Source organism: Undibacterium sp. GW821-FHT11B02 (assembly GCF_058808955.1).
This window is the reverse complement of record NZ_JBXASD010000004.1, coordinates 380,791-398,028: the sequence shown is the minus strand read 5'-3', so window position 1 is coordinate 398,028 and position 17,238 is coordinate 380,791. Positions and strand designations below refer to the sequence as shown.

Annotated in this window: 14 protein-coding genes; 12 read left to right on the top strand and 2 right to left on the bottom strand. The window is 55.4% G+C overall.

Features of this window, described 5'->3' with window-relative positions:
* Positions 1-41: 41 nt before the first annotated feature.
* Positions 42-2,204 (bottom strand): prolyl oligopeptidase family serine peptidase, encoded by a 2,163-nt coding sequence (locus AC1RVX_RS10665; RefSeq protein WP_493216562.1) that lies wholly within the window; start codon positions 2,202-2,204, stop codon positions 42-44.
* Positions 2,205-2,557: 353 nt separating this feature from the next.
* Between AC1RVX_RS10665 and AC1RVX_RS10660 the strand changes: the two genes are divergently transcribed.
* From AC1RVX_RS10660 to AC1RVX_RS10605, 12 genes are all read left to right on the top strand, one after another.
* On the top strand, positions 2,558-3,175 hold the full coding sequence (locus AC1RVX_RS10660) for a LemA family protein (RefSeq protein ID WP_493216561.1): 618 nt from the start codon (positions 2,558-2,560) through the stop codon (positions 3,173-3,175).
* Complete coding sequence (locus AC1RVX_RS10655) at positions 3,172-4,053, top strand: TPM domain-containing protein (RefSeq protein WP_493216560.1); 882 nt, start codon at positions 3,172-3,174, stop codon at positions 4,051-4,053. The genes AC1RVX_RS10660 and AC1RVX_RS10655 overlap by 4 nt, the downstream gene beginning before the upstream one ends.
* Positions 4,054-4,055: 2 nt before the next feature.
* On the top strand, positions 4,056-4,562 hold the full coding sequence (locus AC1RVX_RS10650; RefSeq protein WP_493216559.1) for a TPM domain-containing protein: 507 nt from the start codon (positions 4,056-4,058) through the stop codon (positions 4,560-4,562).
* A 101-nt stretch (positions 4,563-4,663) separates the two neighbouring features.
* On the top strand, positions 4,664-5,008 hold the full coding sequence (locus AC1RVX_RS10645; protein WP_493216558.1) for a hypothetical protein: 345 nt from the start codon (positions 4,664-4,666) through the stop codon (positions 5,006-5,008).
* Positions 5,009-5,161: 153 nt separating this feature from the next.
* Positions 5,162-5,710 (top strand): cupredoxin domain-containing protein, encoded by a 549-nt coding sequence (locus AC1RVX_RS10640; RefSeq protein WP_493216557.1) that lies wholly within the window; start codon positions 5,162-5,164, stop codon positions 5,708-5,710.
* Between the two features lie 11 nt (positions 5,711-5,721).
* Complete coding sequence (locus AC1RVX_RS10635; protein ID WP_493216556.1) at positions 5,722-6,069, top strand: copper-binding protein; 348 nt, start codon at positions 5,722-5,724, stop codon at positions 6,067-6,069.
* 156 nt (positions 6,070-6,225) lie between these two features.
* Entirely contained in the window at positions 6,226-6,405 is a 180-nt protein-coding gene (locus AC1RVX_RS10630; RefSeq protein ID WP_493216555.1) for a hypothetical protein, read from the top strand.
* 40 nt (positions 6,406-6,445) lie between these two features.
* Positions 6,446-7,186, top strand: coding sequence for a substrate-binding periplasmic protein (locus AC1RVX_RS10625; protein WP_493216554.1), 741 nt, complete (start codon positions 6,446-6,448; stop codon positions 7,184-7,186).
* 286 nt (positions 7,187-7,472) lie between these two features.
* Entirely contained in the window at positions 7,473-8,384 is a 912-nt protein-coding gene (locus AC1RVX_RS10620) for a transglutaminase family protein (protein WP_493216553.1), read from the top strand.
* A 160-nt stretch (positions 8,385-8,544) separates the two neighbouring features.
* Positions 8,545-12,039, top strand: coding sequence for a transglutaminase family protein (locus AC1RVX_RS10615; RefSeq protein ID WP_493216552.1), 3,495 nt, complete (start codon positions 8,545-8,547; stop codon positions 12,037-12,039).
* Between the two features lie 43 nt (positions 12,040-12,082).
* A complete protein-coding gene (locus AC1RVX_RS10610; RefSeq protein ID WP_493216551.1) occupies positions 12,083-14,602 on the top strand; it encodes a circularly permuted type 2 ATP-grasp protein in 2,520 nt (839 codons plus the stop codon).
* A 258-nt stretch (positions 14,603-14,860) separates the two neighbouring features.
* Positions 14,861-16,981, top strand: a complete 2,121-nt coding sequence (locus tag AC1RVX_RS10605) for an AsmA family protein (RefSeq protein WP_493216550.1) — start codon at positions 14,861-14,863, stop codon at positions 16,979-16,981.
* 99 nt (positions 16,982-17,080) lie between these two features.
* Here the strand turns inward: AC1RVX_RS10605 and AC1RVX_RS10600 are convergent, their stop codons facing one another.
* Positions 17,081-17,230: a type II toxin-antitoxin system PrlF family antitoxin gene (locus AC1RVX_RS10600; protein ID WP_493216549.1), complete on the bottom strand. Its 150-nt coding sequence runs from the start codon at positions 17,228-17,230 to the stop codon at positions 17,081-17,083.
* Positions 17,231-17,238 lie beyond the last annotated feature (8 nt).

The window sequence follows — 17,238 nt, the reverse complement described above, 5'->3', positions numbered from 1 at the left end:
ACCGGATTGACCTGGCATGTCATCAATCCATGTAAAGGCGTTTAGCCACGTGTATGTTCAAAAATGAATGTGAATACATCGACATTCTTGGTGATACCATTCTTCCTGGTTGTGGAGTAGTGGCCAGAATCAAAATCGACACGCATTAATACCGGACGTCTGGGATCGTGACTCTTTTGCATGCGTGCCACCATCTTGGCGACTTGCCAGGGTTCTACCCTAATGTCGTTGGCACCAGTCATCAACAGTGTGGCCGGATAGCTGACGTCCGGTAGCACATGGTGATAGCTATCCATTTCCAGCAGCGCATGGAACTCGTCTTCCTTTTTCACGGTACCAAATTCTTCATCATTGCCTGGGCCATTCGATGTCAACTCAAAGCGCAAGGTATTAAAGATTCCCACCTCACCAATGGCAACCGCAAATAAATCGGGGCGCTCGGTAATGGCGCGGCCCACCATGATACCGCCGGCAGATGTGCCCCATAGTGCGATCTTGCCCCGTGAAGTCCAGCCATCTTTGATTAAAGCTTCTGCCACGTCTATCGTGTCACGCCAGGTATTGGGTTTGTTGGCTTTTTGCCCCGCCAAATGCCAGTTGTCACCTTTTTCACCACCACCGCGCACATGGGCATACACAATCACACCACCCTGATCCAGGAAAGCCAGTTTTGAACCCTGAAAACCCGGGTCGAGGATGATGCCATAGGAGCCATAGGCTTCGATCAGTACAGGGTTCTTGCCGTTGAGTTTGGTATTGTTTTTATGCAGGATTTCTATCGGTACTTTTACACCATCGCGCGCCGTGATTTCCCGACGTGTGGTCAGGAAAGGGGAGGTATCAAACGGTGCTTTCGGGCTGAGGCCAATATCTTTCGCCTTCAGATCGGCACCAGTGTGCAGGGTGCGGGCAAACCAGGTCAGACCGTCCATGCCAAACCATGCGCCTTCCAGCATGGGGTTGCAATTGACATCCCACACGGCACCGCTTAAAGGCAATGCAACGTCCTCCACCTTACCGGTGGTAAAACTGTAGCGGCGCAGCGCACCCACCTGTCCACGCAACTCATGAATATACAAGCCATCTTTTGCGAGACTCAGGCTGTCAATGACATATTCGCCTTGCGCTACCACCACTTCACGTTTGGCCTTGTCCGGGTCACGAATGCTGACCTTGAAAACTTCTCCCCTTTCGGCCTTGCCCTTGGCCAGCACATACACGTCATCACCAACCGTCAATGCATGGACCGCGACATCATCCTTGCCAAATACGGCCACCCAATTGGGTTTGCCCTGTGTCAGCTCACTCGTGCGTGCCACCATCCCGTAGGCTGGCCATTCGCCATTACTGTAAATGGCACCAAGCGCCCAGTCACTTACAGTGCTCGTGAGTACCATCGGCATTTCGCGTTCGGTCTGACCCATGGCCGGGCCATCTGACCAGCGCAATGCCATCGTGTCTTGCGTTGCCTCAGTGTTCATCCTGTGCAGCCAGGTTGCGGTGTCGAACGAATAATCGACCTTGCCCTTGACAGCGCCATCACGCAGACGCGAATAAAAAAATCCGCTGGAATCGGGCAGCCAACTGGCCGGCAAGCCATTTTGCTGGGTGATCAATACATCCTTGCCACCATCCAGTGTCAGCACGCGCAATTCACGTATCTCATTGCCGCCCGTATCGATGGTGTAAGCAAGATGTTTGCTGTCTGGTGACATCAGCAAACCGGTGACCCGGCGCGGGGCTCCATCCTTGGTGCTGGCTTCGGGGTCTATCAGCAAGAGGTCGGCACCTCCTGTATGTGGGCGCGCATAAATTTTGTAAGTCTGTTGCCCGGGCAGGCGGCGCGCAAAAATGATATAGCTACTGCTGATCAGGCGTATTGCCACATCGGTCACTGCTGTGGTGAAACGTGTCACCGATGCTTCCACCTGACGCCGGCCCGGCAGGCGGTCCAGCATCTGCCTTGCATAGGCACCCTGCGCTTTCAGGTAGCTGACAAATTCGTCGGTATCGGGTTTCTGCTCCATCCAGCGATACGGGTCCACAACAGACTTGCCCCACAGAGTGTCGGTCACCGCTTCTTCTCTTGCCACAGGCTGGCGCAAAAGGGCCGGTATTTTCCTGATCGCAGCATGAACATGTGAACTGATTGGTGACAAGGCTAGTGTCGAAAGCGACAAAGCAAATCTGCGACGGGTGATCATCAGCGGTTTCCTCTCAGTAAAAGACTGTGCTGACGAGTATAGATGGATTCGCAACGGAGTGACAATATACAAATTCCATGATGGCGACATGCTAATCGTAGACAGGCAAAACGAAGCTTTCAAAAACTGACAGGCAGTTTTTTGCGCTTTATCAAATCACAATAAACCAAATTGGACTTAGATACCGATAGTACAGATAGTGAAAGTCAATTGCCTTGTATAGTACGTTACCGCACAGTGATTTTCCGGTCTGTATGGCAAGCTGCTCGTGATGTATTATTGTTAATATTGTGGGCATGTGTACCGCTTTCATCATTTGGGTGAGAGAAACGAAACAATCAGGAGAAATTCCCATGCGCAAGTTTTGGCTGCTGTTGTCAGCAATACTCTTACTGAACCTCTCTGGCTGCGGATATAACAGTTTTCAAAGTGGGGATGAGCAAGTTAAATCCAGCTGGTCAGAAGTTTTGAACCAATACCAGCGCCGTGCCGACCTGGTACCTAATCTGGTCAACACCGTCAAAGGCTTTGCCGCCCAAGAAAAAGATGTCTTGCTGGGCGTCACCAATGCCCGTGCCAAAGTCGGCAGCGTACAGGCAACGCCAGAACTGTTGAATGATTCTGAAGCCTTTGCTAAATTCCAGGCGGCCCAGAGTCAATTGTCCGGTGCATTGTCACGGTTGTTGGTCGTCACAGAAAATTATCCGCAACTGAAATCAGATGCCAATTTCCGTGATTTACAGGCACAACTGGAAGGCACAGAAAACCGCATCACCGTTGCCCGCAACCGTTACATCAAGGCAGTGCAGGAATACAATGTACTGGTCAGGTCTTTTCCGTCCAACCTGACAGCCATGATGTTTGGTTACAAGGTCAAACCTAACTTCGCTGTCGAAAATGAAAAAGAACTGGCCAAACCACCGGTAGTGGATTTTGGTGCACCCGCGGCCAAGCCCAGCAGCGCGCAATGAATATCCTGCTAAACGTAAAGGCGGCAAAGGTAGCAAAGACAGCAAAGGCGCTGCTGTTGAGCTGCATGTTGGCGTGGGCCGGTGCCGCCTTTGCCCAGATCGTGGTTCCACCCATACAGAACCGCGTCACTGACCAGACTGCAACGCTGACCACTGAACAAAAAGCCGAACTGGAACAAAAGCTGCGTGATTTTGAAAGTAAAAAAGGCAGCCAGATTGCTGTCCTCATCGTCCCCACTACAGCGCCAGAGACAATAGAACAGTATGCCTTGCGCGTTGCCGAGCAATGGAAGTTGGGGCGCAAAAAAATTGATGATGGTGCCATTCTGGTGATTGCAAAAAATGATCGCAGCCTGCGCATAGAAGTCGGCTACGGGCTGGAAGGTGCACTCAACGACGCCACCAGCAAACGCATTATCAGCGACACCATCACCCCCTATTTCAAACAGGGTGATTTTAGCGGCGGCATACAGGCTGGTGTTGATCAAATGATGCGTGTGGTTGATGGTGAGCCCTTGCCCGCAAAACCCTTGCGCCGGACCAGCGATGTAGACGGCTTCCAGCAATATGCCCCGGTACTATTTATCATGGCATTGGTGGTCGGTAGTGTGTTACGTGCACTGTTTGGCAGACTGCCAGGTGCCATTGTCACTGGCGGCATCGTCGGTGGAATTGCCTGGCTGATCGCAGGTGCCATATCCATGGCCTTGATTGCGGGTGTGCTGGCATTGTTCTTTACCTTGCTAAGCGGCAGTCTTGGGGCTCGTGGTATTGGTGCATATTATGGCGGTAGTGGCAGAGGTGGCTTTGGAGGTGGCGGCGGCTTCAGTGGTGGCGGTGGTGGTTTTGGCGGCGGTGGCGCATCGGGGCGGTGGTAATCATGAGTAACTTCAATTTCAAACGCATCACCAAACACTTGCTGACCACCCATCATCAACTTAGACGTGCCTTTCCGCCACTTAGCTTGCAGGCCATAGAGCAAGCCATCAAAACCTGTGAATCCAATCACCTGGGTGAAATTCGCTTCGTTGTCGAAACGGCGCTTGACTGCAGCCCCTTGTTTTGCGACCAGACAGCCCGCGCACGCGCCATAGAAATTTTTTCGCAATTACATATCTGGGATACAGCCCACAATAATGGCGTGCTTATCTACGTGCTACTGGCTGACCGTGACGTAGAAATTGTGGCAGACCGTGGCATCCATGCCAAGGCAACAGCTGACGAATGGGAACAAATATGTCGCATGATGGAAAGTGCCTTCAAGCTGGGGCAGTACGAAGAAGGCGTGATCCGTGGCATACAGGCCGTAGGCCAGCATTTGACGAAACACTTCCCTGCGGATGGCGATAATTTGAATGAATTGCCAGACGCTGTTGTAGTGTTATAGCCGTATGGAAGAGAATAATCTGGCAACCCAGTAATCAGGTCAAACAACATCTGTCGAGCCACAAAGATAAGCAAATTCAAAAAGCAGTTATAATCAGGCCCATGAAAAAACTGGTTCGCTTATTGTTGTTGTGCATCATGATGCTGACTATCCCTGTGCAGGGTGTCCTGGCAGCCACCAGGCTATGTTGCGCTGACGAACCGCATCCTGTCTCTTCTGTCTCCGCGACACAGCAGCAATTACACCAGCACCATACTGACACGTCAGCAGAGCAACACCCTATAGATCATGCTGCATCCGTCGATGCGTGTTGTATAGCGACTGCCATCCTCAGCCAGGATGTCGTGCTTCCACTTCTTCGCCCTTCCTCAGAAAGAATCGACCTGATTTTTTCTTCATATACAGGCCACATCAGTGATGGCCTGGAACGCCCACCCAGGTTCTGATACTTCCCTTACCCGGATATAAGCTGGCATTGCCAGGTCATTAAATCATTTCCGCAGGCATCGTATGCCTGCGAACCATGCGCGCACGTTCAGTATTGGATGTTGAACGGTAGCGGCATTGCGTTTCCACATTCATGGAAAAGAAAGTATCTTATGAAAACCGTTTTAAAAAAATCAAACACCTTGTCGACGGGCCTCGCTGGCCTTGCTGCTTCCCTGTTATTTTCTTCGGGTGCCGTGCTGGCGTCTGGCACACATGCAGGTGGGCATGACCATCATGAAGAAGCAATCGGCAAGCCCGGCATAGCCAGTGCAGTGACACGCACCGTCAATATCGACATGAGCGACAGCATGCGTTTCACGCCAGCCAGTGTTCAGGTAAAGCAAGGCGAAACCATACGCTTTGTCATCAAAAATTCTGGCAAGTTGAAACATGAGTTTGTGCTCGGTACAGAAAAAGAATTGAAAGAACATTACGAAGTGATGAAAAAAAATCCTGAAATGGAACATAGCGACCCCAACATGGTGACTGTGGCCGCTGACCAGACCGGTGAAGTGCTATGGCAATTTACCAAGGCCGGCAAGATCGATTTCGCCTGTCTGCAACCTGGCCATTACGACGCAGGCATGAAAGGTGAAGTTCAAGTCGGCAAAGCCAAAACCACTGCCAGTGCAGATGACCACCAACACCAGGCACAATGAAAGGGCGTACCATGAAAAGTATGAAAATAATGGCGCTTGCTGTGGTGTTTGGCATGAGCCTGCCATTTGCGAATGTCTATGCTGACAACGCCAGCCCTGCAGGGCAGGACAATTCAGCGGCTGCAAGCACAATGGCAGATGCAACCGATGGTGAAGTCATCAAAATTGACAAGAGCAGCAACAAAGTCACTATCAAGCATGGCCCCATCAAAAACCTGGACATGCCAGGCATGACCATGGTGTTCAGAATCAAAGAACCATCCATGCTGGATAAACTGGAACCCGGCAACAAAGTGAAGTTCAGGGCAGAAAAAGCCAATGGCGCAATCTATGTTGTTGATATTCAAGTCGTAAAATAAATTGATAGCCAGTGCAGTCTGCCAATGTTGTGTTAAACGTGGCAGGCTGCATTCAATCTACATTGTGGGGCCGCGCACGTGCGGTAAATAATGTACAAAAACATTGTCAAAGGATGAACGACTGGTGTTTAATGTGAGCAATGTTGCAAGCAAAATTTGTTTGCTCTGGCTTGTTTTCCCAAGATAGCTATCTCCCTGACCTTGACTGAAGGCGCGATACATTGTGAAGCCCTGAAAGGCTACAAAGTCGTCAAGATCGGTATCCTGACCACAGCAAAATTGCTGAAGGCCGAGAACCTCGATGAACCTGACAAGGCACGTACCAAGCAGGAGTAGCAGATAGTTTTTCCTATCAACACCAAAAAAAGGAAACAAAATGACAAACGACGCAACAACCCTCACAACCCTGACCCCCGGAAAGCTGACCGTCTGCACTTACGGCGGATTTGCGCCAGTTTGCTACAAAAAAAATCCAGAAGATAAGCCCATTGGCTTTGACGTCACCTTCCTGGAAAAATTCGCACTTTGCATGGACTTGCAGATCGTCTGGATAGAACATGAATTCGATCTCATCTGGACCATGCCTAACGAAAATAAATGCGACATCGCCGCAGCTGGCATCCAGCAACGTGATAACCGGGATGTAGGGCCGGGCGGCTGCTGGAGCGAAGCCTATTTCCAGGTACAAAGATCATTATTGGTGCGCAGCGCCGACAAAGCAGCGTTTGACGACTACAAAACCGTGGCCGGAAAAACGATAGTCGTGACCAAAGGGTCAACCGCAGACATCGACGCAAAAGCGCGTTACTACCCGCGTTGCCCGATAGAATTCGTTGACAAACTTGTTCCTGATGGTCAGCCTGACGCGCAAGAGTACATCGTCAGGATGCTGTTAGAAAACAAGATCGATGCCTTCGGTGAAGGCGATGTCAGCAACCAATACCTCTGCAAAACCTACGGCAAGGACATTGAAGGCGGCCTGGCATTGGCGGATATTCATCATATCGACGGCAGCAATGAAACCTTCAATTTCATCACGCGCAAGGCCAGTGCAGGATTGCTTGAGCAGTTGAATGCCTACATTGCGACTAACAAGAAAACCTACGGTAAAGCTTAAGAATGGCACAGTGAAGCGGGAAAAATTTGGACTGAACCGCAAATCGTAGTTGCATGCCCATTGTTGTATGGTTGTTACGTTCGGCGTTCAGTTCAAACTGCCAGGATGGGAGATACAGACGGGCCGCATGGACGCATGTTACTGAGCCTTGCATACAAAATCAGTGATCCAGATCGAATTTATGGCCTGGGGGCGGTGGTATATCCATCTCCCTCAATTGAACTTGCAGGTGATGTGTGCAAGCAACCATGCTACATTACGTCTTTTGCTTCTTACTCAATTCGCCATGAATTCAACCGTGGCCCGCACCATGCCCCTGTTGCGCTACAGCGTGGTACATGAAACCCGCTACACTTACCAGAGCCTGGTGACACTGTCGCAGCAGTTGCTGCACATGGCACCGCGTTGTTTTGCCGTACAGCAGACCGAATCGCACCACTTGTTGGTCGATCCCGATGCGGACGAAGGTGCCGATGGGGTCGATTTTTTCGGCAATGCCACCCGCCGCTTTACCGTAACCACGCCACACAAGGTGCTGCGTGTGCGGGCCGAGTCGACCGTTGCGCTGGCAGCCCGTCCCGGCATTGAGCGTATTGCCGTTTCGCCGCGGTGGGAAACAGTGCGCGACACTGTGCAACAGTCGCGCCAGCCAGTCATACTCGACGCCTGCAGCTATTTGTACGAGTCGCCACATGTGCGCTGGAATGCGGCAGTAGAGCGCTATGCACGGACCAGTTTCACCCCTGGCCGGCCCTTGCTGGACGCTACGCTGGATCTGACCAGTCGCATCTTTGACGATTTCGAATTTGACAGCAACGCAACCGACATCGCCACCCCGCTCGAACAGGTGCTGGCTGGCCGGCGTGGCGTGTGCCAGGACTTTGCCCAACTGATGATAGGCGGCATGCGCAGCCTGGGCCTGCCAGCCCGGTATGTCAGCGGCTATATCCAGACCCATCCCCCGGCAGGGCAGCCACGGCTGGTCGGGGCGGATGCCTCACACGCCTGGGTTGCGGTATTTTGCCCGGTACTGGGCTGGGTCGATTTCGACCCGACCAACCGTTGCCTGGTGCAGCGCGAACATCTGACACTGGGCTGGGGACGTGATTTCAGCGATGTCACCCCGATGCGGGGTGTGGTGCTGGGTGGTGGCGCCCACGAGCTGCAGGTCAACGTGACGGTCACCCCCTTGTCCTGATCCGTTGCGGGCGATGTCGGTGCGCATTGCACCAGCATGGGGTGTGCCGGGCGAAGCCGGGCGCAACACACACCGCTGGCAGCAGAGTATTTCCTTGCACCAATGGCATAGATCCTGCTAGATTAACTGGGTCGCCCCTCACTCACACAAAGGTCTCCGCATGGCAATCCGAGTCGCGCTGCACCACAAAACCAGCTACCGTTATGATCGCCTGGTCGCATTGTCACCCCATGAAGTGCGCCTGCGTCCGGCGCCACATGCCCGTACCCCTATCCTGTCGTATTCACTGACAGTGACGCCAGAGCAGCATTTCATCAACTGGCAGCAAGACCCTTATGGCAACTATATCGGTCGCTTCGTGTTTCCCGAGAAGACTGACCGGCTGGAATTCACGGTCGATCTCGTGGCCGACATGACGGTCATCAACCCCTTCGATTTCTTTGTCGAGAAATATGCCGAGACCTTCCCGTTCGAGTATCCGGCCCAGCTCAAGGCCGAACTGGGGCCTTATCTGCAGAACGAAGAACCCGGCGCAATGCGTCAGGAATGGGTGAGCCGGATGCGCAGCGAGCTGCTCAAGGACGGCATGGGGACCAACGATTTTCTGGTCGCCATCAACCAGCGCCTGCAGACTGACATTTCATATCAGTTGCGCATGGAACCGGGGGTGCAGACTCCTGAGCAAACCCTGGGACTACGTGCCGGCTCCTGCCGCGACAGCGGCTGGCTGCTGGTGCAGATACTGCGTGACGTAGGCCTGGCGGCCCGTTTCGTGTCAGGCTACCTGATCCAGTTGCGGGCCGATCAAGAAGCGCTGGATGGCCCCAGCGGCACCACCGTCGACTTCACTGACTTGCACGCATGGGCCGAAGTGTATGTGCCGGGTGCTGGCTGGATCGGCCTCGACCCGACTTCTGGCATGCTGGCCAGCGAAGGCCACATTCCCCTGGCGTGTACCGCCTTGCCGTCATCGGCGGCACCGGTCACGGGCTATACCGACGAGACCGATGTGACGTTCGAGCATGAGATGACGATCACCCGCATCCATGAAGACCCGCGCGTGACCAAGCCATACTCAGACGCGGACTGGCAACGGATCGACCACTTGGGCGAGCAGGTCGATGCCGACTTGCGGCGTCAGGACGTGCGCCTCACGCAGGGTGGCGAACCGACCTTTGTCTCGATCGATGATATGGATGGGGCACAGTGGAACACCGAGGCTCACGGCGACGACAAACGCCGCCTGGCGGGCAAGCTGATGCACCGTCTGAAAAACCATTTCGCACCCGGCGGCATGTTGCACTATGGCCAGGGTAAATGGTATCCGGGCGAGCCGCTGCCGCGCTGGGCGCTGAATATCTATTGGCGCGTGGATGGCCAGCCGATGTGGCTGGATGTCAGCCTGTTCTCTGACGAAGAGGTCAACGATGGCTACGGCCCGAAGGAGGCCGAACGCTTCGCCGCAGCACTGGCACGCGCGTTGCGCCTGCCCGCCGACAGCCACCTGCCGGCCTATGAAGATGTACTGCAGCAGGCCCGGCGTGAACAGGAACTGCCAGTCAATCTTGATCCGCTGAGTGTTGACCTGGCCCAGTCCGATGAACGACGCCGCCTGGCGCGCCTGTTGCAGACAGGTTTGGGAGAGGTGGTCGGCTACGTACTGCCGCTCAAACCGGAACCAACCGACCAGTCGCTCGCCATCGGCACCCTGTGGCGCACTTCGCGCTGGCCGCTCAAGCGCGAGCATCTGTATCTACTGGACGGCGATTCGCCTATGGGCTTGCGCCTGCCACTGAATGCGCTGCCGTGGGTGATGCCGGAAGACGAAGAGCCGGTGTTCGATCGCGATCCTTTCGCGCCACGTGATGCACTGGCACCGCCGCTTTACGACAAGCAGCCCGGACTGAACGTGGCCGCTGCCAAGGCTGGTCAGCAAGTTAAGGCCAGTCAGCAAGTTAAGTCCGATCAACAAGTCAAGGCAGGTCAGCAAGTCAAGACTGATCAACAACTCAAGGCCGATCAACAACTCAAGGCCGATCAACAACTCAAGGCCGATCAACAAGTTAAGGTTGATCAACAAGTCAAGGCCGGTCAGCCAGCCGGTGCAGCGTCCAAACTGGCACCACGCGACGTGATCCATACTGCGCTGTGCGTGCAAGTGCGCGCTGGCCGTTTGCACGTGTTCATGCCACCGCTAACCCGGGTCGAAGACTATCTGGCGCTGGTAGCAGCGGTTGAAAGCACTGCCGCGCTGCTGAAGGTGAAGCTATGGATCGAAGGCTATCCGCCGCCACGCGACCCGCGCATCAAGTTGCTGAGCGTCACGCCCGACCCCGGCGTGATCGAGGTGAATATCCATCCGGCGGCCAGCTGGAAAGAGCTGGTCTACAACATGTCCACCTTGTATGAAGAGGCGCGCCTGTGTCGGTTAGGCACAGAAAAATTCATGGTCGATGGTCGCCATACCGGCACGGGTGGCGGCAACCATGCGACACTGGGCGGTGCTACCGCTGAGGATAGCCCGCTGCTGCGACGCCCCGATTTGTTGAAGAGCCTGATCACCTACTGGCAAAACCATCCATCGCTATCCTACCTGTTCTCGGGCACCTTCATCGGTCCTACCAGCCAGGCACCGCGGGTGGACGAAGCGCGCGACGACAATCTGTACGAGCTGGCGATTGCCTTCCAGCAGATGGACCAGTTGCTGCCCACGCTGCATCCTGGCGATAAGCCGTGGATGGTTGACCGGCTGTTGCGCAACTTGCTGGTTGACCTGACTGGCAACACCCACCGCGCCGAATTCTCTATCGACAAGCTGTATTCGCCAGATGGGCCAACTGGCCGTCTTGGCCTGGTCGAATTCCGTGCCTTCGAAATGCCACCGCACGAACGTATGAGCCTGCTGCAAATGCTGTTGCTGCGGGCGCTGGTGGCGCGCTTCTGGCGTCAGCCTTACCAGGCCAAACTGGTACATTGGGGCACGGCACTGCACGACCGCTGGATGTTGCCACATGTGGTGGCGCAGGACATCCGCGATGTTGCACGCGACCTGCGTGAGTCGGGCTACGCCTTTGAAGATCACTGGTTTGACCCCTTCATCGAATTCCGCTTCCCGCGCTACGGCACGGTGGTCTACCAGGGCGTCGAACTGGAGCTGCGCCAAGCGATCGAACCATGGCATGTGCTGGGCGAGGAAATGAGCGCTGGAGGCACCGCACGCTATGTCGATTCGTCGGTCGAACGCATGCAATTGCTGGTGCGTGGCCTGACGGACGGGCGCCACGTGGTCGCCTGCAATGGCCGCATGCTGCCGCTGCATCCGACCGGCGTGCCAGGAGAATACGTAGCCGGTGTGCGCTTCCGCGCCTGGAGTCCATGGTCGGCGCTGCATCCTAGCATCAAGGTACAAGCACCGCTGACTTTCGACCTGGTTGATAGCTGGAGCGGGCGCGCAGTGGGTGGTTGCACCTATCATGTCAGCCATCCGGGTGGCCGTGCCGAGAATGGTTCGCCAGTCAACGCCAACGCCGCCGAGGCCCGCCGCTTCGCCCGGTTCTGGGCCTATGGACACACACCAGGGCCGATGACCGTGCTGCGCGAAGCGCCCAATCCCAGCTTCCCAATGACGCTGGATTTGCGCTGGCAGCCGGGCTAAAAGCAAAATAAAAAAGCAGAAAAAAAAGCAGAACAGGAGACGCATGGACTACACACTACTGGCGGGTTATCCGGGTACACCCGGCAGTTACGATGAAATGATGGAAGCAAGCATGCGGCCACGTGGGCACTGGCGCGCCATGCTCGATAGCCTGGCCGGTGAGCCGCCAGGCATCATGCGTCAGCGTATCGAGGTAGTGCAACGCCAGGTGCGTGAGAACGGTGTCACCTACAACGTCTACGCCGATGCCAAAGGCATGCAGCGGCCATGGGACCTGAACGTCCTGCCGTTGATCCTGCCATATGAAGAGTGGGCGCAGGTGGAGGCAGCAGTGATACAGCGCGCCACCTTGCTCAATCGCATCCTGCTCGATGTCTACGGCGAGCAGCGTCTGCTGGCCGAGGGCCTGCTGCCACCGGCACTGGTGCACGGCCATGCTGGCTTCTTGCGGCCTTGTCAGGGCATACGCCATCAGGGCGATATCGCCTTGCATTTCTATGCGCTGGACCTGGCGCGCGCGCCCGATGGCCGCTGGTGGGTAGTGGGCGACCGCACCCAGGCACCGTCCGGCGCTGGTTATGCGCTGGAAAACCGCGCCGTCGTTGGTCGCATCTTCCCCGACCTGCTGCGTGACCTCAAGGTGCGCAAGCTGGAAGGTTTTTTCGACACCATGCGCGACAGCCTGGCACACTGGGGGCGGCGCAGCGCCGGTGCCGGACTGCGTGCGGGCGAGCCGCCACTAATGGTGCTGCTGACCCCAGGCCCGCATAACGAAACCTATTACGAACATACCTATCTGGCACGCTACCTTGGCCTGCCGCTGGTGGAAGGCGGCGACCTCACGGTGCGTAACGGCATGGTCTGGCTCAAGACCCTTTCCGGCATGCAGCGCGTGCACGTCATTGTGCGCCGGGTTGACGATGATTTCTGCGATCCGCTGGAACTGCGCGCTGATTCCGCGCTGGGTGTGGCCGGCCTGACCGACGCCGTCCGGCGCGGCACGGTGCTGGTGACCAATAGTCTGGGATCGAGTTTATTAGAATCAGGTGCCTTGCTGGGCTTCTTGCCGTCACTGTGCCAGCGCTTGTTGAGCGAACCGCTCAAGATGCCGTCGGTGGCGACCTGGTGGTGCGGCGAAGCAGCCGCGCTGGATACAGTAGTCAGCCGCCTCGACAGCCTCGTGATCAAGCCAGCGTTTCCGCAACTGCGTCAGGGGCCGGTATTCGGTGCTGACCAGCGCGGTGAGGCGCGTGCTTCACTGATTGGGCAACTGCGCGCCAACCCCGGCAATTATGTGGCCCAAGAACTGGTCCGCCTGTCACAGGCACCGGTTTGGAAAGAGACACCCCGCGCCGGATTGTATCCCTGCGCCACTGGCCTGCGTGTATACGCCTGCGCCACGCCCAAGGGCTATGTCGTGATGCCGGGTGGGCTGACCCGCGTGGCCACCGGGCCAGATGCGCGTGTGATCACAATGCAGCAAGGTGGCGGCAGCAAAGATACCTGGGTCCAGGCCAAGGCCCAGCAAGACCTGCCACATCATGAGCGTGGTAGCGCCGAGCGGCGCGAGCCGGTACGTGATGACACTCACCTGTCAAGCCGGGTGGCAGAAAACCTTCACTGGTTTGGCCGCAACGCAGAACGTTGCGACAACATTGCCAGGGTGCTGCGCGTCACGCTCAACTTCCTGTTCCAGGTACGTCCCGATGATCGCGGTGCCGAATGGGCAGCCATGACCAGCCTGTGCCACTGGTACTCGTTGATCGAACCGCCTGAACCAACTGATGCCACGGGTGCACCAGAGCTACCAACCGCAGTGTTGACCGATGCTGAAATCGAATCGGCACTGCTGCGGGCCGTGGTGTCGCCGGACGTGCCAGGGCTGGTGCAACAACAACAGCAACTGTACCGCTGCGCCAGCCAGTTGCGCGAGCGTATTTCGCTCGATAACTGGCGTGCGATCAGCAAGATGCGGCAGGACAGTGCCGTCGAAGAACAACCATCCCAGGCCGAAGCAATGCGAAGGCTGGACGACGCCACCGAGACCGCCATGTTAATGTCCGGCTACGCGCTGGACGGCATGAGTCGAGACCTTGGCTGGCGCTTCCTGTCACTGGGGCGGCGGCTGGAACGGCTGCAATTCCAGTGCCAGATATTGCGGCGTGGGCTGGCCATGGATGGTGGCGACTTGGAGTGGATGCTGCTGTTGTCTGATAGCATCATCACCTACCGTGCGCGCTATCAGGCGCGGCCAGAATGGTTGCCCCTGCTAGACTTGCTGCTGCTGGATGAAAGTAATACCCGCTCCATTGTGTTCCAGGTCGACGGTATCCTCAAGACCTTGCAGCAAATGGCACCTGGTCGCGGCCCGTCTGGCACCGAACAACTGGCAGCGCTGGCAGACGAATTGCAGGCGCTGACACCAGAGGCTGACTTGGTCGGCGGCAGTCTCTACCTGCGCGATCTGCTACAACGCCTGATCCAGGCCAGCGAAACCTTGTCGGAACAGATAGGCGTACAATTCTTCAGCCATACAGGAAAACCGGCGGGAGAGGGCAGCTAGCAACACCTCTTTCCCCCAATGCCGGGTAACCGTACTCACCTGATGCCGGACACGGAATGCGTCCGTGGCGCGACCACTTATAAATTAATGCACAGCCTTTAGATGAGCTTATGACTGGAAGAATTTACACAGATATGTTGACAGGCTCTTTAAACCCGATTTTTGTAGTAAACCTTCTGTATGAAAGCGCACAGAAGCTTTCCCCTTGCCGAGGTAATATGGCCTGAAGCAGGCCCGAATTCTACCCACAGAGTAATTATGGCAGTTCCCAGAACAGTAAAAATCATCATTTGGACCTTTGCCGGTTTATTTACGGCAATGGTGGCCCTGTTTGTTTTCATCGCGACCTTTGACTGGAACCAGGCCCGGCCTTATATCAATCGAAAAGTTTCGGAAAGCACCGGGCGCGAATTTGCCATTCGCGGCAACCTCAAAGTACAGTTGACGCAAGGCACTGACACAGAACCGGGTTGGTGGCCTAACCTGCCAAGGCCAGAAATCAGCGCTGAAGATGTGCAAATAAGCAACCCCGCATGGAGCACCGCAGGCCCGCAGATGGCCAGTGCCCGCCGTATCGTGGTCGCCCTGCATCCGTTCGCTTTGCTGCATAAAAACATTGTGGTGACGGACCTGTCCCTTGATTCCGCATTGGTGGCGCTGCAGCGACGGGCCGATGGCAGCAATTCATGGACGCTGAAAAACAACGGACCTTCAGACTGGACCGTAGAAATCCAGCGCATAGCCCTCACAGAAGGCAATGTGCGTTACCTGGACGAAAGCATCAAGCTCGACATGCAGGCAAAGGTCACATCCCTGGCCGACAAAGACGCTGTCGCCAGATCCAACACCAAAGCCAACGCAGCAGCTTCCACCCAGAAAGCCCAGGTACAAAAGTTCGCCCTCAAAATTGATCTGGCCGGCACTTACCGCAATGCCCCAATCACCGGCAGCGGCGAGGCAGGCGCGCTGCTGTCCCTGAAAGACCAGCATACGATTTACCCGGTCGAGGCGCATGCCAATCTTGGCAAAAACAAGATCGGCATTGTTGGCACCCTGACCGACCCCAGGTCGCTTTCAGGCATCGACCTTCAATTGACACTGGGTGGTGCCAGCATGGCAGACCTGTATCCGCTGACAGGCGTATTGTTGCCTGAAACCCCTGCCTACACCACCAAGGGCCACCTGACAGGCAAAAAAGTGAACGCAGTCTGGAACTGGCAATATCAGGACTTTACCGGTACCGTCGGCAGCAGCGACCTGGCTGGCAGCCTGCAATACCTGCGGCAACGACCCCGCTCTTTACTAAGCGGCACGATCACATCACAACAATTGCGGCTGGAAGACCTGGGGCCAACAATAGGTGCAGATAGCAGTGCGGCCAAAGTAGCCGGGAACAAGGCAACAGGTCAGCCGGATCAAAAAGTGCTGCCGGTGATGCAATTTAATACCGCAAAATGGGACGCTCTTGATGCCGATGTCATATTCAAAGGCAAAAAACTGATGCGTACCCATGAAATACCCCTGCAGGACGTCGTTGCAGAAATACACATGAAAGACAAAGTACTGAGCCTGACGCCTTTGAATTTTGGCATGGCAGGCGGCGACGTGACATCCAACATCTCGCTTGATGGCCGCAACGAAAAAATTACCGCCCAGATCAAGCTGTCCGCACGTCATTTGAAAGTCCGCGAATTATTGCCTGCACTGGAATCAATGCAGGCAAGCTTTGGTGAAATCAATGGCGACGCCGCATTGACAGGCCACGGTAATTCCATCTCCACAATGCTGGCTACCTCCAATGGCCAGCTTGGCGCTGTCGTCACCGAAGGCACAGTCAGCCACTTCATGCTGGAAATCGCAGGCATGAATCTCGCCAATGCCATATTCGTTAAAGTCTTTGGCGACAAACAAATTCACCTGAATTGCCTCGCCAGTGACTTCAGGGTGAAAAACGGTCTGGCAGAAGTTAACCGTTTTGTCATCGATACCGACGACGCAGTGATCGACGTTACCGGTGACATCAACCTCGCACAAGAACGTCTGAACCTGGACATCAACCCCAAAACCAAAGGCGTACGCATCATTTCTTTACGGACGCCGCTATATGCCAAAGGCACATTCAAGCACCCGGACATAGGCCTTTATAAAGGCCCCCTGGCGCTAAAAGCCGGTGCCGCAGTAGCACTGGTCGCCGTCGCCCCAGTTGCAGCCCTGCTGCCACTGGTTAATCTGGGTAACACCCCAAATACCGACTGCGCAAGCGCGCTGGCGAAGGCAACGAAAATCATGCAGGCACCAAAGACAGAACGGGTAGCCGCCCCAGCCAAGGCTGTTAGTAAAGAACAAATGAGGAAGGTGAAGGACGAAAAAGGCAAGTAAGGTCAAGCGAACACGCGCAATTATTCGTAGGTGCTAGTGATCTCTAAATCACATTGACAGCAGATTTGCTTTTCCCCGATTTGCGTTTGGATACCGACTTCATTCGTCAGCGTCAGACAAAGGCGCATCAAGGTCCGCATCCATTTCACCGACCAGGTTTTGAATACGCTGGCGTAAGTCGTTATCCATCGCCTTGATTTGCTCAGGATGACGGGTAAGATCCTTGGCAAGAAAATTCAAGAATGGCACAATAAAAT

Excerpts from the sequence above, each read along its gene's own strand:
- AC1RVX_RS10605 (WP_493216550.1), top strand. The coding sequence starts at position 14,861 with ATGGCAGTTCCCAGAACAGTAAAAATCATCATTTGGACCTTTGCCGGT.
- AC1RVX_RS10660 (WP_493216561.1), top strand. The coding sequence starts at position 2,558 with ATGCGCAAGTTTTGGCTGCTGTTGTCAGCAATACTCTTACTGAACCTC.
- AC1RVX_RS10610 (WP_493216551.1), top strand. The coding sequence starts at position 12,083 with ATGGACTACACACTACTGGCGGGTTATCCGGGTACACCCGGCAGTTAC.
- AC1RVX_RS10615 (WP_493216552.1), top strand. The coding sequence starts at position 8,545 with ATGGCAATCCGAGTCGCGCTGCACCACAAAACCAGCTACCGTTATGAT.
- AC1RVX_RS10625 (WP_493216554.1), top strand. The coding sequence starts at position 6,446 with ATGACAAACGACGCAACAACCCTCACAACCCTGACCCCCGGAAAGCTG.
- AC1RVX_RS10655 (WP_493216560.1), top strand. The coding sequence starts at position 3,172 with ATGAATATCCTGCTAAACGTAAAGGCGGCAAAGGTAGCAAAGACAGCA.
- AC1RVX_RS10640 (WP_493216557.1), top strand. The coding sequence starts at position 5,162 with ATGAAAACCGTTTTAAAAAAATCAAACACCTTGTCGACGGGCCTCGCT.
- AC1RVX_RS10650 (WP_493216559.1), top strand. The coding sequence starts at position 4,056 with ATGAGTAACTTCAATTTCAAACGCATCACCAAACACTTGCTGACCACC.
- AC1RVX_RS10635 (WP_493216556.1), top strand. The coding sequence starts at position 5,722 with ATGAAAAGTATGAAAATAATGGCGCTTGCTGTGGTGTTTGGCATGAGC.
- AC1RVX_RS10620 (WP_493216553.1), top strand. The coding sequence starts at position 7,473 with ATGAATTCAACCGTGGCCCGCACCATGCCCCTGTTGCGCTACAGCGTG.
- AC1RVX_RS10665 (WP_493216562.1), bottom strand. The coding sequence starts at position 2,204 with ATGATCACCCGTCGCAGATTTGCTTTGTCGCTTTCGACACTAGCCTTG.
- AC1RVX_RS10645 (WP_493216558.1), top strand. The coding sequence starts at position 4,664 with ATGAAAAAACTGGTTCGCTTATTGTTGTTGTGCATCATGATGCTGACT.